Below are 26,325 nucleotides of genomic sequence, written 5' to 3'. Positions count from 1 at the left end.
CGCCCTCTCGCGGCCTGGTTCGCTTTCGCGGAACAGTCTGCGGGCCGCCGCGATTGGGGCTACCGAACACGCCAGGCGTCTTGGGAGGCGATCGGTGGTTGGTACGCGCGGTCCGAAGATCATCGGGGTCCTCTCTCGGCCGAAGAGCCGCCGGGCGCTGCTCGTGTCGGCGCTCGTGTTGCAAGCCATCGTGCTGAGCATCGGCTGGTTCGCGACGTTCCGGCTGGTCCAGCGGTCGTTCGCCGGCGTGGTCGAGGACCTCGTGCAACAGCAGAACGCCGAGATCGCCGCCAACGTCGCCAAGCTGCTGCCCGAGACCATGGGCGACGTCGAGTTCGGCAGCGAACAGTGGGAGCGACTCCAGCGGATCATCGAGGATGAAGAGCTCAGCGGCCTTCTCGCCGGTGGGTTCGTGTGCCTGGTCGAGCCCAGCGGGCGCCTGCTGTGTCATCCCGAGATCCGCGAGAACCCGGGCTTGCGTGAGTTCAGCTTCGATGGGAAGGAACTCGCGGAAAGCCTTGGAAATCGTGACCAGTCGGTCCCGCTCATGCAGGCGGGCGCCGTCGGCATGCCGAGTACGGGCATCGTGCAGTTCACCAGCGACTTCCACTTCGTGGGCACGCAGCCGGTGGGCGACGACGGGCTCCGCCTGCTCGTGCACCAGCCCGTGGGCAGCGTCGTCAACGTGGGACGCGAGAGCACGCGTTGGGTGCTCGTGTTCGCGGGCATCGCGGCCGTGGGCGTGCTGGGCATCTCGGGCCTCGGGCTCAACGCGCTCATGAACCGGTTCGAGGGCGTGCAGGAGCAACTCAATCGCCAGATGCGCGAGGGCTTGCTCGTGGCTCGTCGAATCCAGCAGGCAGCGCTGCCCCGCGAGCTTCCGACGCTGGCGGGATACGAACTGGCGGGCGAAAGCATCCCCGCCGAGGAGACCGGCGGCGACACGTTCGACTTCACGCGTCTCGATGGGGGGAAGGCCGTCTCGATGATGATCGCAGATGCCACGGGCCACGGCATCGGTCCGGCGCTGGCGGTGTCGCAGCTCCAGGCCATGGCCAAGCTGGCGTGGCAGCACGAACCCGACCACGACGTCGTCCGCATCACCGACGTGCTCAACCAACGCATGCACGAGAACCTGCCCGACGGCCGGTTCGTGACGGCGTGGATGGGCGTGCTCGACGCAGCCAACGGCGTCGTTCGGATGGTGAGCGCGGGCCAGGACCCTCAGCTCGTCGTTCGGGCGTCGACGGGCCGGGCCGAACGCCTGACGACCGATACGGTGCCGTTGGGCATCTTGGCCGACTTGCCCCAGTACGCGGCGCGCTCGGTCACGCTCGAGCCCGGCGACCTGCTGTTGGTGGCGACCGATGGCATCGCCGAAGCGAGCGGACCGACAGGCGAGCAGTTCGGCGTCGACCGGATGATCGAGGTCGCTGAGCGGCTGGCCGCAAGCGGCCCGCAGGCGGTCGTCGAAGGCCTGCTGGAAGCGGCCGAACGCTTCACCGGCGGGGTCGAGGCCAGCGACGATCGGACCGTGCTGGCGCTGCGGCGGAGCCCATCTGCCGGGACGTGAGGAGAGGGCTCGGATATACTCACCGGCTCGGGCGCATAGCTCAGTTGGCTAGAGCGCTGCCGTCACATGGCAGAGGTCACAGGTTCGAGTCCTGTTGCGCTCATTCTCGAGGTTGTGAAGCGGACCGGCCGGCCCGAGGTCCTCGGTGCGCGCGTCGATCCGGACAAGAATCGTGGTGTGAAGAGACGATCTCACTCGATGAGCGCAGTGTCGTTTGCGCCGATTTCTTCCCAGAGAACCTCCAATAAGAAACTCGTCAAGCGGATCAAGGGAAAGCGGCCCGACCCGCAGAGCCCCCTAGATGTGCTGGACCGCGGGCCCTTGGTGGCCGCCATAGGCCCTTTTTGGCCATTTTCGCTGTTTTACCACCGCATCACATCTTTGGCCCATTTTCACCCCTCTTGCTGTATAATCGTCAGCAAGGGCCCGTCGGAGATCCTGGTTGCAGAACCGAGCGCTCAACCGAAGGCAGATTCGTCGTGCACGGTGCACGGCCAGCCGCGGCGTCACGCTGCTCGAGGCGCTCGTGGTGATGGCGTTGCTCGCCGTGCTGCTCGGGATCTTGCTCCCAGTGCTCGCGAGCGCCATCGATGCGTCGAGGTCGTTTCGCTGCCAGATGTCCCTCCGCAACGTCGCGTTCGACCTGCGGATGTTCCTCGACCCCGCGCTCGACGAAGGCCGGACGCACGACCCCTGCTCGCGTCACGGGCACGTAGCCATCGAGACGTTCCAGGAGAGCCTCTACGGCATCGACGAGTACTGGCGCTACGGGCAGGGTCGCTCGCAGGTCTCCCTCGGCAATTCTGAAGACGTTCCGCTTCGTTGCGCGGCCGTTCGCGGCGATCTCGTGCTCCGGCGCGATGCACCGTGCTCGAGCGGCGGCGTAGCGAGTTGGGACACGGTTTCGTACACCTTCAACGCCAGGCTGCACCGGATCGAAGGTCCGGGTGGTCGGAGCATGAGCACGTGCCTGAACGAACGGGTAATCGACGAGTCGATGGTGCCGCTGGCGTGGGACGTCGACGGCCGCGAGGCGACGCGCCGCGGCGTCACGCCCGTGTACTCGGCCCCGCCCACGGAGGCCGACTCGTTGTACGACGACGGGCGGCTGTGGATGCCCGCCTCACGTCACGGCTCGGGCATCAACGTGGCGTTCCTCGACGGACACGTCGATTCGTCGCGTCGGCCGCTGGAAGAGCCGGGCTGGCGGTGGGACTACTCGCTCAGGCACTAGCCCGCCGCGGTGCATCGGTATGCTCGATCTCCTCCGCGGGCGGCCCTCGCAGGTTGGTCACATGGCACGGCACTCGCTAAAGACCAGGTTCGCGATCTTGCTGGCGGCATTGGGCGTCGTCGTCGTCATCAACATTGCCACCATGCTGTGGGGGCTGGCGTTCCTCGAACAGCAACTCGACGAGCCCATGCGCGCTACCGAGAGGGCCCTCAGCCTGCTCAGCACCGCCAAACGGGCCGCCGGAACACAGTACAACGACATAGCCCAAGGTACTCGGGTGGCCGCCATCGGCCCAGCCCATTCGAGCAACGGCGACGGATCCGAATCCATCGATCGTGTTGCGTTGCTCGAGCTCAGCGATGAAGCGCGGCAGGCCGCGGCCGACCTCATTGCAGCCGAGCGATTGGAGGTGGTGCTGGGCCAGGGGGTCCCTCGATACCTCGCCCGAAGCATCGCGCGTGCTGAGGACGCCGTGCGTACCTGGCTCGATACGGGGGACGACGCCGATCGCGATGTTGCACTGGGCATGCTGTTTGACATCCATGAGCGGATTGAGGCCACGGAGACGCTCGTTATCGAGAACGCCCAACGGGCCAGTTCGCACACCGACGACGTGCGGAAGAAGATGCTGCTCTCGCTGGCTGGGAGCGTGGCGATCGCGGTGCTCTCGGGGGTGTTGGCCGTCCAGCTCGTCCGGCGGTGGGTGCTCTTGCAGGTCACCGAGCTTCGCGTCGCTACGGAGCGATTCGCGAGGGGCGAGCTTGGGTATCGCGTCGAGGTCCGCGGCAAGGGCGAATTGGCCGAACTGGCGGCCGAGTTCAACGCCATGGCCGGCACCATTTCGTCGATGCAGACCGAGCGCATCGAGCGTGAACGCCTGGCCGCATTCGGCACTGCCACGAGCCGCATCATCCACAACATCAAGAGCCCGCTGTCGGGCATCCGCATGATGGCCGAGCTCGCCGAGAGCGAGCCTGATGCGCCCCAGCGGACCGAGCAGCTCTCGCGCATCATCTCGACGGTCGACCGCGTGAACGTATGGCTCAAACGCTTGCTCGACCTCACGAGGCCAGAGCAGCTCAACCGCGTCCGCGTCAACCCCGGCGAGTGGCTCGAAGAGTCGCTGGCCTCGCTGGCCGATCGGGCCGGAGCCTCGGGCATCGAGCTTTCGATCGACGGGCAACGCGCGCCCGATGCAGTCTCGATCGACCCGTCCCAGCTCGAGCAGGCGATCGTCGCGCTGGTCTCGAACGCGATCGAGGTGACGCCCAGCGGCGGCGCGATTCGCGTGCACGCGTGGTCCGAAAACGGTACCGCGGCACCCGGTACGTGGGGCATCGACGTGGAAGACGGCGGGCCGGGCGTACCGCCGGAGGTCGAGGGCAATCTGTTCCAGCCCTACTTCACGACGAAGTCGCAAGGGAATGGCATCGGGCTTGCAATGGTGCACAAGGTGGCGAAGGACCACGGCGGCGACGCCTGGCTTCGCGACGCCGGAGTGGGCCGCGGCGCGGTATTCGCCGTATCCCTTCCCGTGGAATGAGCACCTTGCGGGCCATGCATGGCCGCGCGGAGGCCACCGATGGCCGTAGTCCTCCTTGTTGAAGACGATCAAGACCTGCGCTACTCCGTTGCGTCGACGCTACGCCGCGAGGGATACGACACCCTCGAGGCGGAGTCCGTTCGTGACGGGCTTGCGGTCTATGCATCGCGGCACGTCGATCTGATCATCACCGACCTTCGCATGCCTGGCGACGGCGGGCTCACGCTCATCAAGTCGGTCCGAGAAGAAGGATTCACCGGCGGCGTGCTGGTCATGACTTCGGACGACAGCGTGGCGACCGCCGTCGAGGCGATGAAGCTGGGCGCCGACGAGTACTTGCTCAAGCCCATCAGCGTGGCCGAGCTCTCGCTGGTCGTGAAGCGCTCGCTCGAGCGCGGCAAGCGCGATGCGCGATTGCGGCTGCACGAGCGCATGGCCAGCCAGCCATCGGCCGCGGACGCCAACGGCCTTGTGGGCGAGCACCCTGCGTGGAAGGAAGCGGTGTCGATGGTGCACCGCCTGGCGCAGCTGCCGTTGCCAGACCCCGGCGAGGGGCCGCAGGCCCTGCCCACGGTGCTGCTCATCGGCGAGACCGGCGCGGGCAAGGGCGTCCTGGCAAGGGAGCTGCACCGCGCGGCCGATCCATCGGGCCAGTCGCCGTTCGTGCACGTGAACTGCGCGGCGTTGCCGGCGAACCTGATCGAAGCAGAGCTCTTCGGCCACGAGCGCGGGGCATTCACCGATGCGAAGGAAGCGCGCGAGGGCCTCTTCGAGATGGCCGCCGAAGGCACGATCTTCCTCGACGAGATCGGTGAGCTTCCGCTCGAGCTGCAGAGCAAGCTGCTGCTCGTGCTCGAGGCCGCGACCCTCCGGCGCGTCGGCGGCACGCGGGAGCGTCGCGTTCGAGCCCGTGTCATTGCCGCGACGAACCAGGAATTGCCGGCGCGGGTGCAGGACAAATCGTTCCGCAGCGACCTGTACTACCGACTCAACACCTTCACGGTGGCGATCCCTCCGCTTCGACACCGCGGTGATGATGCGATCGCCCTTGCACGATCGGCCCTTGAGGGCTTCGGCAAGCACTTCGGCCGTGGGGTCCTCACGCTGAGTGACGAGGCCGAGGAGCTCATCCGCGAACACGACTGGCCGGGCAACGTCCGTGAGCTCGTCAATGCAATGCAGCACGCGGCATTGCTAAGCAAGGCGCGCGTCATCGAGCCTTCCGACCTGCAGATCGCACGCGAAGCTGACACGCACGACGGTGCGGAAGGCCTCCGATTCGACTTCCGGCGCGGGCCGTGCACGCTCGAAGCCGTGGAGCGAGAACTCGTCGAGCAGGCGCTCCGACACACCAATGGAAACGTCACCGCCGCAGCACGTCTGCTGCAGATGCAACGAAGCAGCATCCGCAATCGGATCGATCGGTACGGCTTGGAGTCTCTGGTGCGGGAGCTCAGCATGCCATGAAGCGCTCCCGATGTCCCATCTCGGTGGTTGCGATGGCGCTCGCAATCACGCCGGCGCTGCGCGCCGATCCGCTCGAGGAGATCTGGAACGATCTGGTGGGCGATGCCGTGCTTCGGCCAACCGACCGCGGCGGCCTGGGCATGATCAATCCGGGTGCCGTGCTGCCCGACGTCGTATCGCTGGGCGTCGGCGCGTGGGATCCGTTCTCGCCGGCAATCGATCCATATTCGGGCGTGCTGGTCGAGAGCCGCGACTCGGACATCTTCCGCGTGCAGCTCGTGCTCGATGGCCTCGTCAATCCGCCCGGCACGCTGGGCCTGAGCGGCCAGCCATTCGACCCCTATCGCTTCGGGCCCAGCCCGCTCTTCGGTTTCGTCGAGCTCGACGTCGACGACCGCAAGGACACCGGCGGCCACCTGGGCGCATCGGCCGAGAGCCGGTTCATGGCCAACGTCGCGCGGTTCGGCTCCAGGCCCCACGGCTCGATCGGCCAGCGCATCGCCGCGACGGCCGACGACTACGACCGCAACCTGTTCACCGGACCACAGTTCGAGCGCAGCGGGGCCGATTGGTCGCTGGCATTCTGCGGGTGCTTCGCCGTTACGCTGGTGAGCGAGGTCGGCAACGGCAATGGCCTCTTCGAGGCCGGCGAAACCATGATCGTGAGTGGACGCTTCTTCGCACGGTCGGAGGGCTACATCACGCCCAGCGGGATGAGCGGCGGCTCGGTGCCCGGCGCTTACGACCCCTTGGTCGAAGTACGCTTCGAGCACGACCAGAGCACGGACCAGACGACCGTGACGTTCGTCGGGGCAACCACGAACCTGGGCTACGGCCTGCTCGCGGGTACGCCAACCCCGCCGATCAACTTCCGCGCCGACGATGGCTGGAGCATCGAGGAGGGCGTGACCGACCTGATCGACTCGGTGCCCTTTGCCACCTTCGAGGCCGAGGTGCTCATCGAAGACTGGGAAGGTCGCGACGTCGAAGACTCGCTCGAACCCGTCGATTGGAGCGCGACGGTGCTCGTCGGCACGAGCTATACCGATCAATTCGTCGATGGTCTGTTCGTGTGGACCGACGCGGGCTTCGAGCTGACCGCGGCCGACGTCGACGGCGACTCGATCGCCGGCCCGCTCGATAAGCAGGCCCTGCGCGACTGGGTGTACGCCGAGGACGGCGGCTCGTCCGACGCCGACGGCGTGAAGAACGGAACGGTTGTGCTCGCCGACCCACCCTTCGACTTCTCGCTCTTCGACCTCGACGCCGACGGACTCGGCCGACACCACGACCTCTCGGCCTACGGCCCGCGGGCTGACCTTACCGGCGACGGTATCCGCGACATCTTCGACTTCCTTGCCTTTCAGAACTTCTTCGGCTCGGGCGACCTTCGCGCCGACTTCGTGCTGACCGAGACGCTCGACGTGTTCGACTCCCTGGAGTTCCAGAACGCGTTTAACGAGTAGATCTTCGCATGGCCACCCGGGGCCTAGGGGCTCGGTCTGGTGGCCAGCGACGGCCGACGAAACTCGTACCAACGCAAGACGGCCCCTCCTGCTCGCTCTGGGAGGGGCACTTTCGTGCTGGCACGTCCGTTGCCTATAGCTCAGCACGTCGCGACTGGAGGAGAGCCGCGGCGGCTTGATTCCTACCCCCTCGCAATGCTCTGGAGAATGTAGATGCACTCGAATTCGTTCACCCGCACGCTCGCTCTTGCTATCGCCGCCGGCGCCGTTGCCGGCACGGCGAACGCCCAGATCAGCTTCGGTCCGCGCACCGATCTGGCGACCGCGCAGCGGCCCTCGGGCGTCGCCGCCGCCGACTTCACCGGCGACGGCCTCGTTGATCTGGCCGTCATCGCCGACAACAACGACCGCATCCTGGTCTTCGCCGGCGACGGCGCGGGCAGCTTCGTCCCTGGTCCGGTGACGTTTCTGGGCGCCGGCGTGGGCGCCGACGCGGCCATCAGCCACGACGTGGACGGCGACGGCGACGAAGACCTCGTCATCGTCTTCGACGGCCCCAACCGCGCCCAGATCATGCTCAACAACGGTGCGGGCACCTTCGTCGCCGGCGGCAGCGCCCCGACGCAGCTCGAGCCGGTCTGGATCGTCAAGGGCGACCTCAACGGCAACCCGCAGGCCGATTTCGTCGTGGTCAATCGCGACTCGAACTCGGTGTCGGTGATGCTCGACCTGGGCGCCTCGACCAGCAGCACGACCATCTCGGTCGGACTCGAGCCCCGCTCGGCCGCCATCGCCGACTTCACGGGCGATGGCCTGGCCGACCTGGCCGTCACCAGCCACGACGACCGCACCGTGCGCATCCTCAACGGCAACGGCGCGGGCGGCTTCACGCCCGGCCAGGTCATCAGCACGCCCGGCGAGCGCCCCGAGGGCATCGTCGCGGCCGACTTCGATGCCGACGGCGACCAGGACTTCGCCATCACGATCGAGAACAACGTCGACGTGTACGCCAACACCGGCGGCACGCTCGCCCGCGCGGGCCGCTTCCCGGTCGGCTCGGTCGATCCTTCTGAGATGTACGTGGGCAACTTCGCCCCCGGCTCGGCGGCCGGTCCGGACATCATGACGATCAACAACGACGGCGGCTCGATCTCCGTGTTCGAGAACCTGGGCGGCCTGGGCTTCGGCGCCGCGCTCGTCCTGCCCGTGGGCGTCCAGCCCGACTTCGCGGCCGTGGCCGATCTCGACGCCAACGGCTCGAGCGACGTCGCCGTCACCAACCGCGACAGCAACACGACGAGCGTCTTCATCAACGATGCGGTCGGCACGACTCCCTGCGTGGCCGACTTCGACGGTGATGGCAGCGTGAACCTGTTCGACTTCCTGGCGTTCCAGTCGGCCTTCGACGCGATGGATCCGCGGGCCGACATCGACGGCGACGGGGCGTTCACCGTGTTCGATTTCCTCGAGTTCCAGAACCTGTTCACCGCCGGCTGCCCCTGACCGGCCGATCCGATTGACTCCCTGATCCTCTGGTGTTTCTCTCTTTACCCAGGCGGCGGCCGGTCCACGAGCCGGTCGCCGTCTTTTCATGCGCTCGCACGATACCATGGGCAATGCACAGCGAGCCTTCCGCCCTCCCCGATCGGCCTGCCTCGATGCAACATCCAGAGCCCGGTCCGCTCGGGCCGACCGTCCGACAGGACCGCTTCGACTCGATCGACACGCTCCGCGGCGTGGCCCTGCTGGGCATCTTCGTGATGAACATCCCGATCTTCGCGTTCACCGGCACGGCGTTCTTCAACCCGCCGGCCGGCGGCGGCTTCGAGGGCGCCGACTACGCGACCTGGCTCGCCAGCCACCTGCTCTTCGACATGAAGATGATGGCAATCTTCTCCATGCTCTTCGGCGCGGGCGTCGCGCTCATGGCCGAGCGGATGGCCGCCACGAACCGCAGCGCCGCTGGCGTGCACTACCGCCGCATGGGTTGGCTGCTGGCGATCGGCATGGTGCACGCGTACCTGATCTGGTTCGGCGACATACTCGTGGCCTACGCGCTCGTCGGGATGATGGTCTACCCGCTGCGCAAGCTGCGGACCAAGTGGCTGCTGCTGATCGCAAGCCTGCTCCTGCCGGTGGGCATGGCCTTGAGCGCCGTGCAGCAGATGCTGTTCGAGGCCATGCGCAGCGCCGAGAGTGGCGGCATGGCCGATGCGTGGGTCGACATGAAGATCATGTTCTATCCCACCGAGGCCTCGCTGGCCGACGAGAGCGAGGCCGCCCTCGGCGGATTCTTCGCTCGCGCATTGGCCCATGCGCCGAGCGTCATCTTCATGCAGACCTGGGTCTTCGCCACGTGGGTCGTCTGGCGCGTGTCGGCCCTCATGCTGCTCGGCATGGCGTTGCACAAGGCCGGCGTCTTCAAGGCCGCCCGATCCACCCGCTTCTACGCCACGATGCTCGTGGCGGGCGCCACGCTTGGCGGCGGCCTCGTGGGCGGGGGCGTGCTCATCAACCACGCCAACGACTTCGACCCGGTGGCCTTCTTCGGCGTCGTGGGCTGGTTCAACTACCTCGGCAGCATCGGCGTCGCCCTGGCGTGGGTGGCCGTCGTCATGCTGCTGTGCAAGAGCGGCGCCGTCGGCTGGCTACGGCACGCCCTTGCCTCGGTCGGACGAATGGCGTTGACCAACTACCTGAGCCAGTCGCTGATTGGCGCGTTCGTCTTTTACGGCTGGGGGCTGGGCTACTTCGGTGAGTTCAGCCGCAGCCAGCTCGTCCCCATCATCCTCGGCGTCTGGGCATTGCAGCTGGTCATCAGCCCGCTCTGGCTGTCGAAGTTCCGATTCGGACCGATGGAGTGGCTGTGGCGGAGCCTGACGTACCTGAAGCCGGCGCCGATGCGGCGGGCCAACGTCTCAGGCTGACCCCGCCACCACGTCTTCCACGCTCGGGCACGTGCACACCAGGTGCCGGTCGCCGTAGGCGTTGTCCACGCGGCCGACGCTCGGCCAGAACTTGCTCTCGCGCAGCCACTCGACCGGGTAGCCGGCCTGCTCGCGGCCGTAGGGATGCGTCCACGCGTCGGCCATGAGCGCCGCCTGGGTGTGCGGGGCGTTGCGCAGGACGTTGTCCTCGCGGTCGGCCTTGCCCTCCTCGATGTCGCGGATCTCTTGGCGGATGGCGATGAGCGCGTCGCAGAAGCGATCGAGCTCGATCTTGGCCTCGCTCTCGGTCGGCTCGATCATGAGCGTGCCGGGCACGGGCCAGGCCATGGTGGGGGCGTGGAAGCCGTAGTCCATCAGCCGCTTGGCGATGTCGTCGATCTTGATGCCGGCGCTCTTGTCGAACGCCCGGCAGTCGATGATGAACTCGTGCGCCACCCGGCCGCTCGGCCCGCGGTAGAGCACGTCGTAGTGGCCCTCGAGCCGCTTGGCCATGTAGTTGGCGTTGAGGATGGCGATCTCGGTAGCACGCTTCAGCCCGGCCGAGCCCATGAGCGCCATGTAGACATAGGAAATGGTCAGGATGCTGGGCGAGCCGTACGGCGCCGCGCTCACCGGGCCGATGGCTTGGCTGCCCGCGCTCGAAGGCTGCCGCACCGGGTGGCCGGGCAGGAAGGCCGCGAGCTCTTCGGTGCAGGCGATCGGCCCCATGCCCGGGCCGCCACCGCCGTGGGGGATGCAGAACGTCTTGTGCAGGTTCAGGTGGATGACATCGGCGCCGAGTTCGCCCGGCCGGCACAGGCCGACCTGCGCATTCAGGTTGGCGCCGTCCATGTACACGCGGCCGCCGTGGTCGTGCACGATCTGGCAGATGTCCTTGATCGTCGGCTCGAACACGCCGTGCGTGCTGGGATAGGTCACCATCAGGGCCGACAGCTTGTCCTTGTGCTGCTCGGCCTTGGCCCGCAGGTCGTCGAGGTCGATGTTGCCCTTGGCGTCGCACTTGATCGCCACCACCCGCATGCCCGCGATGATCGCGCTGGCCGGGTTCGTACCGTGGGCGCTCGTGGGGATGAGGCAGACGTCGCGGTCCTCGCCCTTGCTCTTGTGCAGGGCGCGGATGGTCAGCAGGCCCGTGTACTCGCCCTGGCTGCCCGCATTAGGCATCAGGCTCACGGCCGGCAGGCCGCACATGTCGGCGATCCACGCCTCGAGCCGGTCGAACATGAGCTCGTAGCCCGTCGTCTGCTCGGCCGGCGCGAAGGGGTGCAGCGCGCCAAACTCGGGCCACGTCACCGGCAGCATCTCGCTGGTGGCGTTCAGCTTCATCGTGCACGAGCCCAGCGGGATCATGCTGTCGGCCAGCGAGAGGTCCCGCCGCTGCAGCTTGTAGATGTACCGCAACATCTCGGTCTCGCTGTGGTGCGTGTTGAAGACCGGATGCGTGAGGTAGCCGCTGGAGCGCTGGAAGGCGGGCGCGACTTCCCTGTGTGCCTTGCTAGCCAGCTCATTGACATCAGCCTCGACGCCGAAGCACGCCAGCAGGTCGGCAACGTCCTCGGGCGTCGTCGACTCGTCGATCGTGACGCCCAGCGTGCCGTCGCCGAAGTCGCGCAGGTTGATCTTTCGAGCATCGGCCGCTTGCACCACGTCGGCCGCACTCGCCCCGCTCGGCTTGATGCGAAGCGTGTCGAAGACTTGATCCTCGGCGATCTCGTGCCCGCCGCCGAGCAACCCTGCGCGCAGCGTCTGGGTCATGGTGTAGACACGCATCGCGATCCGGCGCAGCCCCTCGGGCCCGTGGTACACCGCGTACATGCTGGCCATGATCGCCAGCAGCGCCTGGGCCGTGCAGATGTTGCTGGTGGCCCGATCGCGCTTGATGTGCTGCTCGCGCGTCTGGATGGCCATGCGATAGGCCGTGTTGCCGTGAGCGTCCTTGCTGACGCCGATGATCCGGCCCGGCATCTTGCGGGCGAACTCTTCGCGCGTCGAGAAAAACGCCGCGTGCGGCCCACCGAAGCCCATGGGCACGCCAAAGCGCTGGGCGCTGCCGACGGCGACGTCGGCCCCGAATTCGCCCGGGGGCTTGAGCAGCGTGAGCGCGAGCAAGTCGCACGCGCACACGAGCATGCCGCCCGCCTCGTGCACCGTGCTGGCCAGCGATTCGTAGCACTCCACGCGACCGTCGGTGGTCGGGTACTGCACGAGCACGCCCGCCGCGCCCTCGAGCTTGGATTCGATCTCCGACGCCGGGCACACGACGACCTCGACGTTCATCGAGTCGGCCCGCGTCTGCACGACCGCGATGGTCTGCGGGTGGCAGTCGTCGGCGACGACGAACCTGGGCTTGTTCTTGACGGCCACGCACATCGCCATCGCCTCGGCGGCGGCGGTGCCTTCGTCCAAGAGACTCGCGCCCGCGAGCGGCAGCGCGGTCAGGTCGCTCACCATCGTCTGGAAGTTGAGCAGCGCCTCGAGCCGGCCCTGGCTGATCTCGGCCTGGTAGGGCGTGTACTGCGTGTACCAGCCGGGGTTCTCGAGGATGTTCCGCTGGATGACCGGCGGCACGATCGTGCCCGTGTAGCCCATGCCGATGTAGCTGCGACGCACCTCGTTCTTGCCTGCGATGGTGCGCAGCTCGGCCAGCAGCTCGTGCTCGCCGCGCTGCGGCCCGACGTTCAGCGGCGCCTCGGTGCGGATCTGGCTCGGCACCGCCGCCTCGATCAGCGCTTCGAGTGAGTCGTACCCGAGCAGCCCCAGCATCTCGGCGACCTCGGCTTCGTCCGGCCCGATGTGGCGGTGCACGAACGTGTCGGTCGGGGCGAGCCCGCCGGGCATCCGGGCGTCGCCGGCCGTGCCCTGGTTGGTGCTCTGATTGGTGCTCTGGTTGGTGTTGGAACCGGTCTCGAGGCTGGTCATCAAGGAAGCGTCCCTCGCGGTCGAAAAGGGGTGCGGGCTCTCTTCGAGAATGATAGGAAAGCCGCGGCCCACGCTGCGATCACCGCCCGAACCTGCCGTGTTCCCGACCATGCGGCTGGCTGGCCCGCATGCCCGGAAAACCCGGGCGGCAAACCCCTTGGGTTCGGGCGGTTTCCCGGTAGACTGACACCGGAAGGAGGCCGCCATGATCCGCCCATTCATCCCCGCCCTCTCGATCGCCCTGACCTGCTCGCTGGCGCCGGCCGCCCTGGGCCAATGCCTGGAGCAACGCATCGAGAACCCGAGGCCAATAGAGGGGGCCGAGTTCGGCACCGGGGTCTGGCTGGAGGGCGACAGGCTGGTGGTGTCGGGCGGGGGGATCCACATCTACTCGCGATTCGAGGGCGAGTGGCAACTCCAGCAAACGATCGACGGCTCTTCGGGTGCGTCCTCGGCCAGCGGCCGGGTCGACTTCGATGGCACGAGGATCGTTGCCGGTGGCAATCGCGAGGCCTTTGTCTTCGTCGAGGAAGCCGGGCGGTTCGTCGTCGAGCAACGCATCGACCAGCCCCACCCCGACGCATACAGCTTCGCAAGATCGAACGCCATCGAGGGCGACACGCTCGTCCTCGCGGAGTTGGACGGTGCGGACCTGTGGGTGTACCAGCGTGACGACGACAACTGGCAACAGAGCCAGCTGATCGAGTATCCCAGCCATCTCGTTGAAGCCACTTCCTTTCCCAGGTATGCGTACAACCTTGAACTCCGAGATGGATGGCTGTTCGTGTCGGCCTCGAACGCCGATCGCTTGGGCGTGCGGCGTGCCGGTGTTGTTGTCGCGTACCGGCAGCAGCCCGATGGAACGTTTGCCGACCCGCAGGTGATCGCAACGCCCGAGCCCGGACACATCGAAGAAATCAACGAGCCGATCATGCGAAACGGTGTGCTGGCGGTGACTTCCCGAGGCATCGATGCTACGACCGCCGACCAGATCGTTGCCCACACCTTCCGGCTCGAAGGCGGAACCTGGTCCTACGACCAGGCCGTCCGCGGCTCGGGAACGAACGATCGCCTGTACGCCACCATCGGCCTGAGCTCCGACGCGAGCCAGATGCTGGTCTCCGATCGCGACCGAGGCCACGTGTACGCGTTCGAGCGAGACGCCTCGGGCCTGTACCACGAGGTGGGGCGCGTGGGCGCTGAGTCCGGGCTGGTGTTCTCGTACGCGGGCTTGGCCAGCGATGGTCGCACCGCCTACGTCGGCGCGCCCGGCCAGCGGATCGATGGCGTGCCCGAAGTCGGCGCCGTCGCCGTCATCGACGTCCTCTGCGAGCGGTGCACCGCCGACCTCACGGGCGACGGCCGGGCCGACACCGCCGACGTGCTCGTGTTCCTGAACCTCTTCGAGCTAGGCGACCTGGCCGCCGACTTCGACGGCGACGGCGTGCTCACGCCGGCGGACCTCGACGCCTTCCAGATCGCCCTGGCCGCCGGATGCCCGCCGCGGCCGATTGGCTGCCAGCCGCGCATCGTCAAGACGATCGACGAATTCGGACCGGTTGGCGCGGTCCTTCTCGATGGCAGCTTCGCCTACGCCCATAGCACCAGCATGGGCTTCCTCGTGCTGGACGTGCGCGACCCGACCGCGCCCGTCCTGCTGGGTGGGCTGCCGGCCTCGGATCTCGCCGGCAGGATTTCCAGGAACGGCGAGACCGCGTACTTCGCAGGCCCGGACCGCGAACTGGTCGTCGCCGACGTCTCGGATCCAACATCTCCGGAGGTGCTGGGCACCTTCGACGCGGTCGAAGACCTTTTGCACGCCACAGCTTCCGGCGACCTGGTGGCCATGACCAGAGCGCGTGCGGATCGTGGGGGTGCGATCGTGTTCGACGTTTCGGACCCCAGGTCGCCGGTCGAGGTTGGTGAGATCCGTGGCAACGCGTTCGTTGCTCGCAATGACCTCTTTGTGGCCGCCGCGGGCCAGCACCTGGAAGTCGGCTCGCTGGCGGTCTACGACGCCGGCCTTGTGCGTATAGCGGAAGCGCCCGTTAACGGCGAGGGCCAGTCCATTGCCCTGAACACCTCGGGCGATGTTGCCTTCGTACATTCGCTCAACTTCTACGGTCCGCCGCCGGTCGGCGGCTTCATCACCGCCTTCGACGTGCGAGACCCGACCAATCCGGTCGAGATTGGTCGCATCGCGGGTGCCGGCCGGTTCTCGCTGGTCGAGCGCAACGGCTATCTCTATGCGGGCGACCAGGGTGGCATCTACGTGTATGAGGTGCGCGACCCTTCGGCGATGCGGCTGGTGCACTTCGTGCCAACGGCCGCTCGCGGTGCCGACCTCCTCGACCACTACCTGTGGGCTTCCAACGGTGTCGGTGGCCTTTCGATCGTCGACATCGCCACCTGCCTCCCCTGCCGCGCCGACCTCGACGGCGACGGCGAGGCCACCGTCTATGACGTGCTGGCCTTCCTGCGGCTCTTCGACGCCGGCGATCCCTCGGCCGACTTCAACCAGGACGGCCGCCTCAGCCTCGTCGACCTGCTGGGCTTCCAGCGGGCGGTCGGGCTGGGCTGCGAGTAGCCGGGCGCCGTGGCCGACCTCGTCCGCGAGTCCTGGGCCTGGGGCCTGCCGCAGGCCGCCATCGCGCTGCTCCTGGCCGGCGCGCTGGGCATCGCCACGCTGCTTGTCCTGGATAAGCGCGGTCCTAAGAACCGGCTGGCCAGCGACGGCCCGGCCTATGCGTGGGCGTGGCTCTACGTCGCGGTCGGCATGGCCGCGTGGCTGCTCGCGGGCTACGCGTGGCTCAACGCGAACCCCAGCTCGACGATGGGCTTCGCCGTCGTCATCGGCACGTTCGTCGCCATCCTCGTCACGCCGGTGTGGTACGGCCAGCTCACGGGCCTGGGCGTCGCCGCCAGTCGTCTTGGCACGCGCTCGATGCACCTTCTCATGGCCGCGATGACGCTCGCGGGCGTGGCCGCCGCCGCGGCCACGCCGCCCGCGTGCGGCCTGCTGCTCGAGTCCGGCGTGATGTCCGACGACGGCGCCGTGCTCCCCGTGATCGTGGGCATCATCCCCCTGGGCAGCGCCCTCGCCGCGCTCTGCCTGGCGCCCATGCTTCCCGTCGGCCGCTACGGCAAGGGCCGCTGCATGCGCTGCGGCTACGACCTCGCGGGCCTGCCCGAGTCGTCCAAGACCAACGGCGCCATCCGCTGCCCCGAGTGCGGCTACCACCCGTCGGCGACCGAGCCGCCCACGGGTTGATCCGTCCAAGCCCCGGTTGCGGCCGCCCAGTACGCCAAGCCCGCACGTCCCTGCCCTATCCTGGATTGAGATCGGACCGGACTGAATCGAATCTAGACACGCCACCGCGGCGCCCCACACATCGGACCTTTCCTGAGGCAAGACGATGGGCGACTGGAAACCCGTGACCGTGGTCTCCGAAGGCCAAGGCGTCATTGCCGGCATCAATCCGTGGCGCTACGAATGGAGGTCGGTGCCATCCGAGCCACTGGAGCTTCCCCACCCGCTGTATCGCCGCCAGCGTCATCGCTTCGATGTCTATGAGGTCGACGGCCCCGAGGGGCCCGTCCGTTTTGCAGCCACAGAGCTTTCCCCGGGTTGCTATGGCTTCTATGTTCCCACATCCGGCTTCGACCAGAGGGATTCCCGCCAGTGTCTGGCGCTCCAACCTTCCCGCATTCAGCGATTGGTAAGGAGAGCCGCCAGCTTCATCAAGCCCGCCCGTCACGACTGATGCGGCCTGCCGGCCGGATCGTCGCGGCCGCCCACAACTCCAGACCGGCCCACCACAACCCCGATCCGGCCTCCCGGCACGCCACTTCGGATGACCAAAACGAGATTCCGGTCATCCGGATCCCGCTCCTGGGCGGCCAGCATCGCGTTCTGGCGGACCAGAACGTCGCCCTGGTTGACGCAAACGCGGAATCATGCCGCCTCTGCCAGATTTTGGTTCAGTCGGCCGCCCGCCTCGCCGAAACAACCGGCATGACCACCATCCCCGAGCGGTTGCCCGACGTGATCCCCTGGTGCCAGACCCACGTGAAGGCGTGGGAGGGCGACCCCGAGTCGATCGGGCTCGACGACGCCACCGTCGACGAGCTGGACGGCCTGACCCAGGCCGCCGAGGAGGCCGAGCGGGCGTACCAGCGGGCGAGGGACGCCGCGGCCGCCGCGCTGCAGCGCTACCGCGATCGCACGGGCCGCCTGCGCACGCGCGCCTCGCACGCCGTCGGCCGCGTGCGCGCCTTCGCCGCGGCGCAGCCCAGCCCGAGGAAGGTCCTGGCCGAGGCGCAGATTCCCTCGAGGCGCGACGCGTCGCCGATGCCGGCGCCGGGCACGCCCTTCCGATTCGCGTTCCGGCTCCTGGAAGACGGCTCGCTGGCGGCGACCTTCAGGTGCGACAATCGTGCGGAGGGCGGGCGGCGCCTGCGCGGCGTGACCTACGAGGTGCACCGCCGCGATGGGCTCGACGGGAGGTTCGAGTTCGTGTGCACCGCCCCGGAGCGCCGCTTCCGCGACGAGACGATCCCGCCCGGCACGGCGAGCGTTACCTACCGCGTCGTCGCCATGACCACCACGCGCCGCGGCAGGCCGGCGGAGAAGACGGTGAGCTTCGGGTCTAGGGGTGTCATCGAGGAGCATGCGAGCGGGCGCGCGGCGTGAGTCTGCCCCTGTCGGGGCCATCCGGCCGATACACCACCCATGAGCCAGCTTGCCCAGAGTACCACGACCGGGGCCACGACCGGGGCCACGACCGGGCCCGCGCCGAAGGCCACGACCAGAGCAAGACCCCGGGGCCTGCTGCCCCTGGCCGGCGTGCCCAGCGTCATCGTCGGCGACGCAACCACCGCCGCCCTGGCCGCCCGGTCCATCCCCGAGGGCGGGCCCATGATCGTCGGCCTCGTGCTCACCGGCATCGGCGAGAAGGGGCACACCGGGCTCATCGGCGTGCCGACGCTCGGTTCGCTCGAGGCCCTCGAGAACGCCCGCGAGAACATGGGCGTGCGCGTCGCGATCGTGAGCCTGCCGCTGGACGACCACGCCGGCATCGCGCGGGTGCGCCAGGCGATCCAGGAGGCCGGGCTCGAGGAGCGCTTCCTGCCGCCGGTGGTTGATCTCTTGAAGCGGCAGCCGCCGGTGCTCGTCGGGCTCGGCGGGCCGCCGGACTCCAAGGCCGGCGCGACCATGAGCACGGCCCCGGTCATCGACCTGCAGGCCCTCATCGGCCGGCCCATGCGCGAGACCGACGAGGCGCCGCTGCGCGAGCTCATCCACGGCAAGCGCGTGCTCGTCACCGGCGCGGGCGGGTCGATCGGCAGCGAGCTGGCCCGCCTGTGCGCCCGCTTCTCGCCGGCGAGCATGATCCTGATGGAGCGCGCCGAGAACGCGCTGTTCGAGATCGATCGGCGTTTGGCGTGGGCCCACCCCGACGTCGCCCGCCGCGCATTACTCCATGACGTCGCCGACCGCGCCGGCACGCGGCGCCTGCTGAACCAGGAGCGCCCGCAGATCGTCTTCCACACCGCGGCGCACAAGCACGTGCCGCTGATGGAAGACCACCCGGCCCAGGCCATCGCCAACAACGCGATGGGCACGGCGGCGCTGGTCGACGCGGCCATCGAGGCCGGCGCGCACCGCGTCGTGCTGGTCTCGACCGACAAGGCCGTCGCGCCGCGCTCGGTCATGGGCGCGACCAAGAGGCTGGCCGAGGCCTACGGCATCGCCGCCGATGCGCGGGCCAGGGCGGAGGGGAGGCCGACGCGGGTCTCGATCGTGCGCTTTGGCAACGTGCTCGGCTCGGCCGCCAGCGTGCTGCGCATCTGGAGCGCCCAGGTCGCCGAGGGCCAGCCCATCACGATCACTGACCGCCGCATGACAAGGTTTTTCATGACCATCGGCGAGGCGGCGCTGCTCGTTGCCCACGCCGGTGCGCTCGAGCCCGAAGAAGGATCAGCGGATGGCTGCGGCGTCTACGTGCTCGACATGGGCGAGCCCGTCGAGATCGCGACGCTGGCCGAACGCTTCGCCCGCGCCCACGGCCTCGAGCCCGCCTGGAACGAGGTGGCGGCCGGCCCGGGCCAGCATCCCAACCGCCAGACCATCGTCGAGACGGGCATCCGCCCGGGCGAGAAGCTGCACGAGGTGCTCGTCCACGCCGCCGAGGAGCTGGTCGAGACCGCCTGCCCCGGCGTGCTGCGGCTGCGAGATGCCGGCGAGGGTTCCGGTTGGCCCGACGGCTTCGAGGCCCTGCAAGCGCTGCGGGCCATGCCCGACCCGACCAACCGCGACGCCGTGCTCGCCGAGCTGCGGCGATGGATCCCCAGCCTCGGAGGGAATGCGGGAAACCACTGAGCCCGAGCACGCAGGCAGAAACGCCGGAGGCGATCCGACCAACAAGAGACGGCTAAACTTGCGTTCACGCCATCGCGGAGCCGCTCCAGGTCTTGAGAGCCACGCCCGCACGCGAGACCCCACCACACCCCCACGACACAATGGCCACTGCCACCATCACCAAGAAGCCCGACCTGCCGACGCTGCTGGCCGACCTCCGCGCCACGCGTGCGCGGGCCGAGGTGGCGCTGGTGGAGCTCCGCACCGCCCGCAAGGAGAGCGAGGCCCGCATGGCCCAGCGCCCCGGCGGCGACACCTACAAGCGAGTGGCCGGGGTGAGCAGCCTCGACCGCGCCATCCAGTCGGCCGAACGCATCGTCGCCGCGGCCGACCGCCAGCTCGCCAGCCTGTCGAGTTCGGCCAGCGTCGAGACCGGCCGCCGCTGGGCCAACGCCCGATGACGCTACCGCCCGTGCGCTTCCGCGTGCTCGACGAGCGCGCGACGATTCCGCGCCGCCAGAGTGCGCACGCCGCCGGCCTCGACGTCGCCGCGTGCCTGCCCGAGGCAACGCCCACCATGACGCTCGCGCCCGGCGAGATCGCCGTCGTGCCCACGGGGCTCGCGATCGCCATCCCGGGCGGCTTCGAGGGCCAGGTGCGTCCGCGCTCCGGCCTGGCCACCAAGCGCGGCATCACGGTGCCCAACGCACCCGGCACGATCGACGCCGACTACCGCGGCGAGCTGCGCATCGCGCTGATCAACCTCTTGAAGGACCGCCAGACCATCGAGCACGGCGACCGCATCGCCCAGCTCGTCATCGCCCCGGTCGCCATGTGCGACGTCGTCGTCGTCGACGACCTCGACGAGACCGCCCGCGGTACACAAGGCTTCGGCTCCACGGGCGTCTCGGCCAGCGCATGAAAAACCCACGCCGTCGCGTGGGTTCTTGCTTCAAGCTCCAAGACGAATTCAGCCCAGCCCGCCCTTGAAGCCGCTGTTGCCAAACTTCTCGCGCAGGCGGCGGAGCTGGGGCGTCTCCTTCAGGATCTCGTCGGCGCTCGGCCCACGCTCGCCCTTGCCCTTGGCGCCGGCGGGGGCCGGCTTGAGGGCCTTGATGCTCAGGCTGATGCGACGCTTGCCCGGCTCGATGCTCAGGACCTTCACGTTCACGACCTCGTCGGGCTTCACCGCGTCGCCGACGGCCTTGACGCGCTTGTGGTCGAGCTCGGAGATGTGCACGAGGCCCTCGACGCCCGGGGCGACCTCGACGAACGCGCCGAAGTCCATGATCTTCGTGACGCGGCCCGAGACCTCGGCGCCCTCCTCGATCTCGCCCACCTTCTCGGTGAATGGGTCGGCCTGGAGCTGCTTCATGCCCAGGCCGATGCGCTGGTTCTCCCAGTCGATCTTCAGGATCTCGACGCGGACCTGCTGGCCTTCCTTCACGACCTTGCGCACGGCGTTCTCGCCCTGGCCGATGCGATCGTGCGAGAGGTCCGAGACGTGCACGAGCCCGTCGATGCCGCCGATGTCGACGAACGCGCCGAACGGCGCGATGCGCTGCACCGTGCCCTCGACGATCTGGCCGACCGCAAGCGTGTCCTTGAGCTTCTCGGCTTCCTTGGCGCGTTCCTTCTCGAGGATCGACCGCCGGCTGAGCACGACGTTGCCCTGGCCGCGTCGCTCGACGCGCTGCACCTCGCACTCGAGCTTCTGGCCCACGAACTTGTCGAGGTCGTTCACGCGCTCGATGGCGACCTGGCTGGCCGGCAGGAACGCGCGGTGCCCGCCGGCGAGTTCCATCTCGAGCCCGCCCTTGTTGGTGCCGACGCACGTCGCCTCGACAACCTGGCCGCTTTGCAGCGTGTCCCAGATGGCCTTGCGGATCGCGCCCGGGCGGGCGCAGACGTAGATCGACTCGGCCTTGTCGAACCGTTCGACGATGACTTCGAGGTCCTGGCCGGCCTCGGGCAGGTTCTCGCCCTCACGCCACTGGCCGCGCGAGACGATGCCCAGCTCCTTGGGCCCAAATTCGAGGAAGATGTCGTTCTCGGTGACGTTGACGACCTTGCCCTCGCGGAGGTTGGGCCGGCCCTGGCCGCCGACCACGCGCGGGCCGCGGATGCCGCTCTGTCCGGGCTGCTTGCCTGCGCCGCCGCCCTGCGAACCGGCCGCCGGCGGGGTCGACGCCTCCATGGCCGCATCGATCTGCTTCGAAAGCTCGTCGCTGAGCGCCTCGGTGGTGGGCATGGTCTCGGATACCTGCGCCGTCGGTTCTGGCTGGGGCGCCGGGTCGGCGGGCGGCGTCGGCGAAGGGCTCGCGGGCGTACTGGGCTGCTGGTCGGCCATGGCGTTGGGTCTCGGACGGGTGGGCGTGCGACCGATGGGCAACGCCACCGGAACGGGGGAAAGTCTAGCTAAAGTGGCGTCCGTGCGGGGCGAGCCTGACGATTTCGCGGTCCGGCTCTTCGGCTCGGGGTCTCTCAGCGACCGGAGGGACGGCCGACGGGGGCTTCCTGCCCGGGGCCGGTCACGCCCTCGATGTTTGGATTCGACGCGGCGAGGTTGTCGCCCATGGTTGCACGGATGGCTTCGACGATGCGCTGGGCCGTCCGCACGTTGGCGAACCCGGCCCGGGCGTCGATCGGCGGCGGGCTGCCGGTATGGATCGCGTCGAGGAACGCGCGGATCTCCATCACGATGGGCTCGCCGTCGTCGATCTCGAGCTGCTCGACGTTGACCAGTTCGTCCCACTTGAGGTCCGTCAGGTCGACGCCGCTGCGGAGCTGGGCTTGGATCTCCTGCATCTGCAGCTCGTTCGCGGTGCGACGGATGATGACGCCCGTCTTGGCCCCGTAGTCGAGCTTGATGTACGCCTTCTCGCCCGTGATGCGGGTCACGCGCTCGGTCTTGAGCGCCAGCCGGCTGGCCGTGATGTTTGCAACGCAGGCGCCGCCGGGCTTGCGCCAGGTCAGCCGCGCGTTGCAGATGTCCTCGTGCTCGGTCACCACCGCGACGCCCGCGGCCTGGATCTCGTCGGGCTCCTGCCCGCCCATGAGCATGAGCACGACATCGAGGTCGTGGATCATCATGTCCATAACCACGCCGATGTCGACGCTGCGGAAGGTCATCGGGCTGACGCGATGCACCTCGATGAAGCGAGGCGTGATCGAGTCATCCTCGGCCGTCGCACGCTGCATCGCCCGCATGATCGGGTTGAACCGCTCGATGTGCCCGACCATCAGTACCACGCCGCGCTGCTCGGCCAGGTCGCGGATGGCCTCGGCGTCCTTCGACGTGCCGGCCAGCGGCTTCTCGATGAGGCAGTGCACGCCGGCGTTGATGCAGCGCTCGGCCAGGTCGCGGTGCGCCGTCGTCGGCGCGGCGATCGAGACCGCGTCGACGCCCTCGGCCAGCAGGTCGTCAAGATCGCTGAACGCCTTGCCGCCGAACTGCTCGGCCATGTCGGCCGCGCGCTCGACGTCCGCGTCGACGACGCCCACCAGCTCGGTGTCGGGGAGCTGGCCGTACACGCGTGCGTGGTGGCGGCCCATGCGCCCAACACCAACCGCACCGCAGCGAAGGCGGGCGCCGTTGGTCTGGCCGGACTGTGGGTTCGTGCTGCTCACCAGGGGGTGACTGTATGGCCCGCGTGGGGATAAAGCGTCAGGCCGCGCTGACGGCGCCTTCCATCGCGGCGGCGAGTTCCTCGCGGTTCTTGAGGCCGATGAACTTCTCCACCGGCTCGCCGTCCTTGAAGAGGATGATGGTCGGGATCGCGTGGATGCCGTACTTCACCGCGACGTCGCGGTTCGCGTCCGTGTCGAGCTTGCCGACCTTGACCTTGCCCGCAAAGTCCTCGGCGAGCTGGTCCACGATCGGCGCGAGCATCCGGCACGGCATGCACCATTCGGCCCAGAAGTCGACCAGCACGGGCTGGTCGCTCTTGAGCACGTCGGCCTCGAAGTTAGCGTCGGTAAACTCTTGTACGTGCTCGTTGGCCATGCGTGGCTCCTTGCGTCGCTCGGGGTCGTTCACAGACCCATCCATTCCGGTGCCGCGAGGACCGGACACCCGATCCTAGCGAGCCTCACTCGGCCTTCCACCGAGGCCGTTCGCTTCGGCGTTCGGCGGAGCGAGGGCCACGGTCAAACCCCATTCTCGCGCCCGGCATTCCAGGCGCTCAATACCGATAAGGCCCGGACGTGCTCGGTGGGGTCGTGCACGCGGTGGAGCAGGGCTCCGCCCTGGGCGGCCAGGAGCGTGCATGCCAGCGAGCCCGCCAGCCGATCCGCCGGCTCGCTCTCGGGCCCGATCGAGATGCGCCCCACGAACCGCTTGCGGCTTGCCCCGACGTACACCGGGTAACCCAGCGACGCAAGGTCCCCGATGCGGCGGAGCAACTGGACGTTCTGCTCGACGCTCTTGCCGAAGCCGAGACCCGGATCGATGACGATCCGCTCGGGCGCAACGCCGGCATCCAGCGCGCGTTGTGCGTGTGCCGCCAGCGTCGCTTGCACCGTCGCCACCACGCCACCGGCGAAGTCGGGCTCGTCCGCGTACTCGTCGGCGTACCTGTCCTGGGGCGGCGGTGCGCCGCGGTGCATGAGCACCAGCCCCGCTCCGGTGTGCGCGACGATCTCCAGCAGCTTCGGATCCTCCGTGCCGCCCGAGACGTCGTTGACGGCGTCGGCGCCCGCGTCGATCGCGGCACGCGCGACATCGCTTCGCGTCGTATCGACGCTGATGGGTACGTCCGCCGTCGCTCGATCTTCACACGCCCGAATCGCCTCGATGATGGGCACGACCCGCGCGACCTGCTCGTCTGCCGCGACGCGCGGTGCGCCCGGCCGCGTGCTCTCGCCACCGACGTCGAGCATCGCCGCGCCTTTGCGCACCGCCCGCCGTGCACGCTCGACGGCGGCCTCCACGCTTGCAAGCTCGCCGCCGTCATAGAAGCTGTCGGGCGTGGCGTTCAGGATGGCAACGACGCGCGGCTGCTCGAGAGCAACCGCGCGTCCGTGGGCCAGCGCCCAGTACCGGGATGGGGCCGCGGCGTCGGTCAGAAGGCCGGCCCGCCCATGCCGTCGTCTTCGAACTCCATGCCCGGCCCGCCCATGCCGCCGAACATCATGCCGAGCTCCATGCCCTTGGAGATGACGACGGGGGAGATGTGCAGCGCGATCTCGGCGGTGCCGTCGCCGCTAGCCGCGACGATCGCCACCGGCGGCATTTCGGGGATGTCGCCCAGGAACGCGGCGCCGATACCCAGCAGGTGGTCGACGCCGACGTAGAGCTCCAGCGCCCGGTCGCCGGGCAGCTTGGCCGAGATGGCGTCGATGCTCTGGTTGGTGCCCAGGCCGCCGCCGTTGGACGCCGCTTCGAGCGTCTGCGTCAGCATCTGGCTGTTGCGGGACATGGTCATGACCACGCCGTTGTCGGTGGGGGCCACGTAGCCACCCAGGCCGTTGCTGCCGAACATCATGCTCATGGCCATCTGGGCCTGCATGGCCTGCTCGTTGGCTTCGCCCTCGATGTTGGTGGTCACGCCCCACTCGTCGACGGTCACGCCGTCGATCACGCGGGCTTCGGGGCGGTAGCTCGTGTTGGTCGTAATGACCAGGCCTTCCTGCTCGGTGCGCTGCCCGTCGGCGATCTTCATGCCGTCGGCCAACGCCTTCTGCAGCTTGCCGGGCTCGTCCGAGCGGTAGTACGCGGCGCTCCGCACGAAGGCGCCGGCGCCGATGCTCATTTCCTGCATCGAGGGAGCGCCCAGCACCATGGCTCCGCCGCTGGAGTTGTTGAGCATGTCCATCATGGCGCGGGCCTGGCCTGCCATCTCGTCGCCCATGCCCTCCTGCATCATACCCAGGATGCTCTGCACGCCGGGCGACGACGTGTCGTACGCCGCCGCGAACGCGAAGGGCATGTCGGGCACGCGGGCCAGCAGGCCTTCAGTGCTCGACTTGCCCTGGAACAAGCCGCTCAGCATCGAGCCTTCCTTGAAGCGGCTCAGCATGCGAGCCGTCACGCCGTCGGCGGCGAAGTCGAGCGTCACGACGCCTGCCTGCGCATCGGTCAGGAAGGCGCCCACCAGCGGGTCGATCGCGCCGAAGCCCTGGGCGGCCTCAGGCCCGCCGAACATCATGGCCATGCCCTTCATGCCTTCGTAGCCCTGCCGCCACTCATCGGCGAGCGAGGCGATGGAGCCAACGATGAAGAGGTCCGCCGACTCGGCCGCGCTCAGCGAGCGGCTGCCGATGGCGCTGGCGTGCGCCTCGAGGTTGCCGTTGGCGGGCTCCCACATCTCCAGGAAGCCGTCATCGTCGCTCATGGCAACGTACGAGTCGTTGACCTTCTTCACGAAGACGTTCTGGCCGCCGAACTCGATCTCTTCGACGCCCGCGCCCACGCCACCACGCCCGGTGACGAACTCGTTGTATCCGGTGACCGGCAGCAGCATCACGCTGTTCTGGTCGCCACCGATGAAGAAGAACGCGGCCGACCGGCCGGCATCGACGCCCACGCCGTCGACCTCCGAGAGCATCGCCTGCATCTCGCCTTCCATGGGCGGCAGGTTGCTGGCCTGATAGAACGCGCGAAGATCGCCCATCGCGCCGCCGAGGTTGTTGACGGCGATGACGCCGCTCACGTCGGTGGGGACCCAGTCGAGCACCTGGGGCTTGGCCAACGCGGGCGCGGAGAGCGCGAGCCCGCAGGCGGCGATGACGCAGGACATCCGGCCGGCGAGGCCTTCGAACGAACGAGCAGACTTGAGCATGTGCTTCCTCCTGGCCTGTTGGAGCCGGCCGG

General features: G+C 68.4%; 20 protein-coding genes and 1 tRNA gene. 15 read left to right on the top strand and 6 right to left on the bottom strand.

The features are described from left to right. Positions 1 to 94: 94 nt before the first annotated feature. The 8 genes from RIA68_10260 to RIA68_10225 all read left to right on the top strand — a co-directional run bounded on the left by RIA68_10260 (position 95) and on the right by RIA68_10225 (position 10,210). On the top strand, positions 95 to 1,573 hold the full coding sequence (locus RIA68_10260) for a PP2C family protein-serine/threonine phosphatase (GenBank protein MEQ8317827.1): 1,479 nt from the start codon (positions 95 to 97) through the stop codon (positions 1,571 to 1,573). 29 nt (positions 1,574 to 1,602) lie between these two features. Next, a tRNA-Val gene (locus tag RIA68_10255) sits at positions 1,603 to 1,676 on the top strand. A 339-nt stretch (positions 1,677 to 2,015) separates the two neighbouring features. Continuing rightward, entirely contained in the window at positions 2,016 to 2,807 is a 792-nt protein-coding gene (locus tag RIA68_10250) for a prepilin-type N-terminal cleavage/methylation domain-containing protein (GenBank protein MEQ8317826.1), read from the top strand. 61 nt (positions 2,808 to 2,868) lie between these two features. Beyond that, positions 2,869 to 4,350, top strand: coding sequence for a HAMP domain-containing sensor histidine kinase (locus tag RIA68_10245; GenBank protein MEQ8317825.1), 1,482 nt, complete (start codon positions 2,869 to 2,871; stop codon positions 4,348 to 4,350). Positions 4,351 to 4,389: 39 nt separating this feature from the next. Next, positions 4,390 to 5,817 (top strand): sigma-54 dependent transcriptional regulator, encoded by a 1,428-nt coding sequence (locus tag RIA68_10240; protein ID MEQ8317824.1) that lies wholly within the window; start codon positions 4,390 to 4,392, stop codon positions 5,815 to 5,817. Next, positions 5,814 to 7,283 carry a hypothetical protein gene (locus tag RIA68_10235; GenBank protein ID MEQ8317823.1) on the top strand — a complete coding sequence of 490 codons (1,470 nt, stop codon included), beginning with the start codon at positions 5,814 to 5,816 and terminating at the stop codon, positions 7,281 to 7,283. The genes RIA68_10240 and RIA68_10235 overlap by 4 nt, the downstream gene beginning before the upstream one ends. A gap of 213 nt (positions 7,284 to 7,496) precedes the next feature. Then, the gene (locus RIA68_10230) at positions 7,497 to 8,786 is read left to right on the top strand and encodes an FG-GAP-like repeat-containing protein (protein MEQ8317822.1); all 1,290 of its coding nucleotides are present in this window, start codon (positions 7,497 to 7,499) and stop codon (positions 8,784 to 8,786) included. Between the two features lie 113 nt (positions 8,787 to 8,899). Then, the gene (locus RIA68_10225; protein ID MEQ8317821.1) at positions 8,900 to 10,210 is read left to right on the top strand and encodes a DUF418 domain-containing protein; all 1,311 of its coding nucleotides are present in this window, start codon (positions 8,900 to 8,902) and stop codon (positions 10,208 to 10,210) included. On the opposite strand, the gene gcvP is transcribed toward RIA68_10225, so the two are convergent. Beyond that, on the bottom strand, positions 10,202 to 13,150 hold the full coding sequence (gene gcvP, locus RIA68_10220) for an aminomethyl-transferring glycine dehydrogenase (GenBank protein MEQ8317820.1): 2,949 nt from the start codon (positions 13,148 to 13,150) through the stop codon (positions 10,202 to 10,204). The two genes, RIA68_10225 and gcvP, sit on opposite strands and share 9 nt — an antisense overlap. A gap of 205 nt (positions 13,151 to 13,355) precedes the next feature. On the opposite strand from gcvP, the gene RIA68_10215 reads away from it, so the two are divergent. The 7 genes from RIA68_10215 (at position 13,356) to dut (ending at position 20,433) form a co-directional block, all read left to right on the top strand. Continuing rightward, complete coding sequence (locus RIA68_10215) at positions 13,356 to 15,737, top strand: GC-type dockerin domain-anchored protein (GenBank protein ID MEQ8317819.1); 2,382 nt, start codon at positions 13,356 to 13,358, stop codon at positions 15,735 to 15,737. Between the two features lie 9 nt (positions 15,738 to 15,746). After that, entirely contained in the window at positions 15,747 to 16,421 is a 675-nt protein-coding gene (locus RIA68_10210) for a hypothetical protein (protein MEQ8317818.1), read from the top strand. Positions 16,422 to 16,566: 145 nt separating this feature from the next. Then, the gene (locus RIA68_10205; GenBank protein ID MEQ8317817.1) at positions 16,567 to 16,914 is read left to right on the top strand and encodes a hypothetical protein; all 348 of its coding nucleotides are present in this window, start codon (positions 16,567 to 16,569) and stop codon (positions 16,912 to 16,914) included. A gap of 251 nt (positions 16,915 to 17,165) precedes the next feature. Then, positions 17,166 to 17,843 (top strand): hypothetical protein, encoded by a 678-nt coding sequence (locus RIA68_10200; GenBank protein ID MEQ8317816.1) that lies wholly within the window; start codon positions 17,166 to 17,168, stop codon positions 17,841 to 17,843. A 39-nt stretch (positions 17,844 to 17,882) separates the two neighbouring features. After that, positions 17,883 to 19,532, top strand: a complete 1,650-nt coding sequence (locus tag RIA68_10195) for a polysaccharide biosynthesis protein (GenBank protein ID MEQ8317815.1) — start codon at positions 17,883 to 17,885, stop codon at positions 19,530 to 19,532. Positions 19,533 to 19,672: 140 nt separating this feature from the next. Next, positions 19,673 to 19,972, top strand: a complete 300-nt coding sequence (locus tag RIA68_10190) for a hypothetical protein (GenBank protein MEQ8317814.1) — start codon at positions 19,673 to 19,675, stop codon at positions 19,970 to 19,972. Beyond that, positions 19,969 to 20,433: a dUTP diphosphatase gene (gene dut / locus RIA68_10185; protein ID MEQ8317813.1), complete on the top strand. Its 465-nt coding sequence runs from the start codon at positions 19,969 to 19,971 to the stop codon at positions 20,431 to 20,433. The genes RIA68_10190 and dut overlap by 4 nt, the downstream gene beginning before the upstream one ends. A gap of 48 nt (positions 20,434 to 20,481) precedes the next feature. Here the strand turns inward: dut and RIA68_10180 are convergent, their stop codons facing one another. The 5 genes from RIA68_10180 to RIA68_10160 all read right to left on the bottom strand — a co-directional run bounded on the left by RIA68_10180 (position 20,482) and on the right by RIA68_10160 (position 26,293). Next, on the bottom strand, positions 20,482 to 21,861 hold the full coding sequence (locus RIA68_10180; protein MEQ8317812.1) for a S1 RNA-binding domain-containing protein: 1,380 nt from the start codon (positions 21,859 to 21,861) through the stop codon (positions 20,482 to 20,484). Positions 21,862 to 21,995: 134 nt separating this feature from the next. Further along, on the bottom strand, positions 21,996 to 23,141 hold the full coding sequence (locus RIA68_10175; GenBank protein ID MEQ8317811.1) for a Gfo/Idh/MocA family oxidoreductase: 1,146 nt from the start codon (positions 23,139 to 23,141) through the stop codon (positions 21,996 to 21,998). Between the two features lie 37 nt (positions 23,142 to 23,178). Then, a complete protein-coding gene (gene trxA / locus RIA68_10170; GenBank protein ID MEQ8317810.1) occupies positions 23,179 to 23,517 on the bottom strand; it encodes a thioredoxin in 339 nt (112 codons plus the stop codon). Positions 23,518 to 23,660: 143 nt separating this feature from the next. Then, a complete protein-coding gene (folP, locus tag RIA68_10165; GenBank protein ID MEQ8317809.1) occupies positions 23,661 to 24,491 on the bottom strand; it encodes a dihydropteroate synthase in 831 nt (276 codons plus the stop codon). An 83-nt stretch (positions 24,492 to 24,574) separates the two neighbouring features. Beyond that, complete coding sequence (locus RIA68_10160; protein MEQ8317808.1) at positions 24,575 to 26,293, bottom strand: hypothetical protein; 1,719 nt, start codon at positions 26,291 to 26,293, stop codon at positions 24,575 to 24,577. Between the last annotated feature and the right edge of the window lie 32 nt (positions 26,294 to 26,325).

It is taken from the genome of Phycisphaerales bacterium (assembly GCA_040217175.1).
In the GTDB taxonomy this organism is placed as follows: Bacteria; Planctomycetota; Phycisphaerae; order Phycisphaerales; family UBA1924; genus JAHCJI01.
This window is presented reverse-complemented; position numbering and strand designations above follow the sequence as displayed.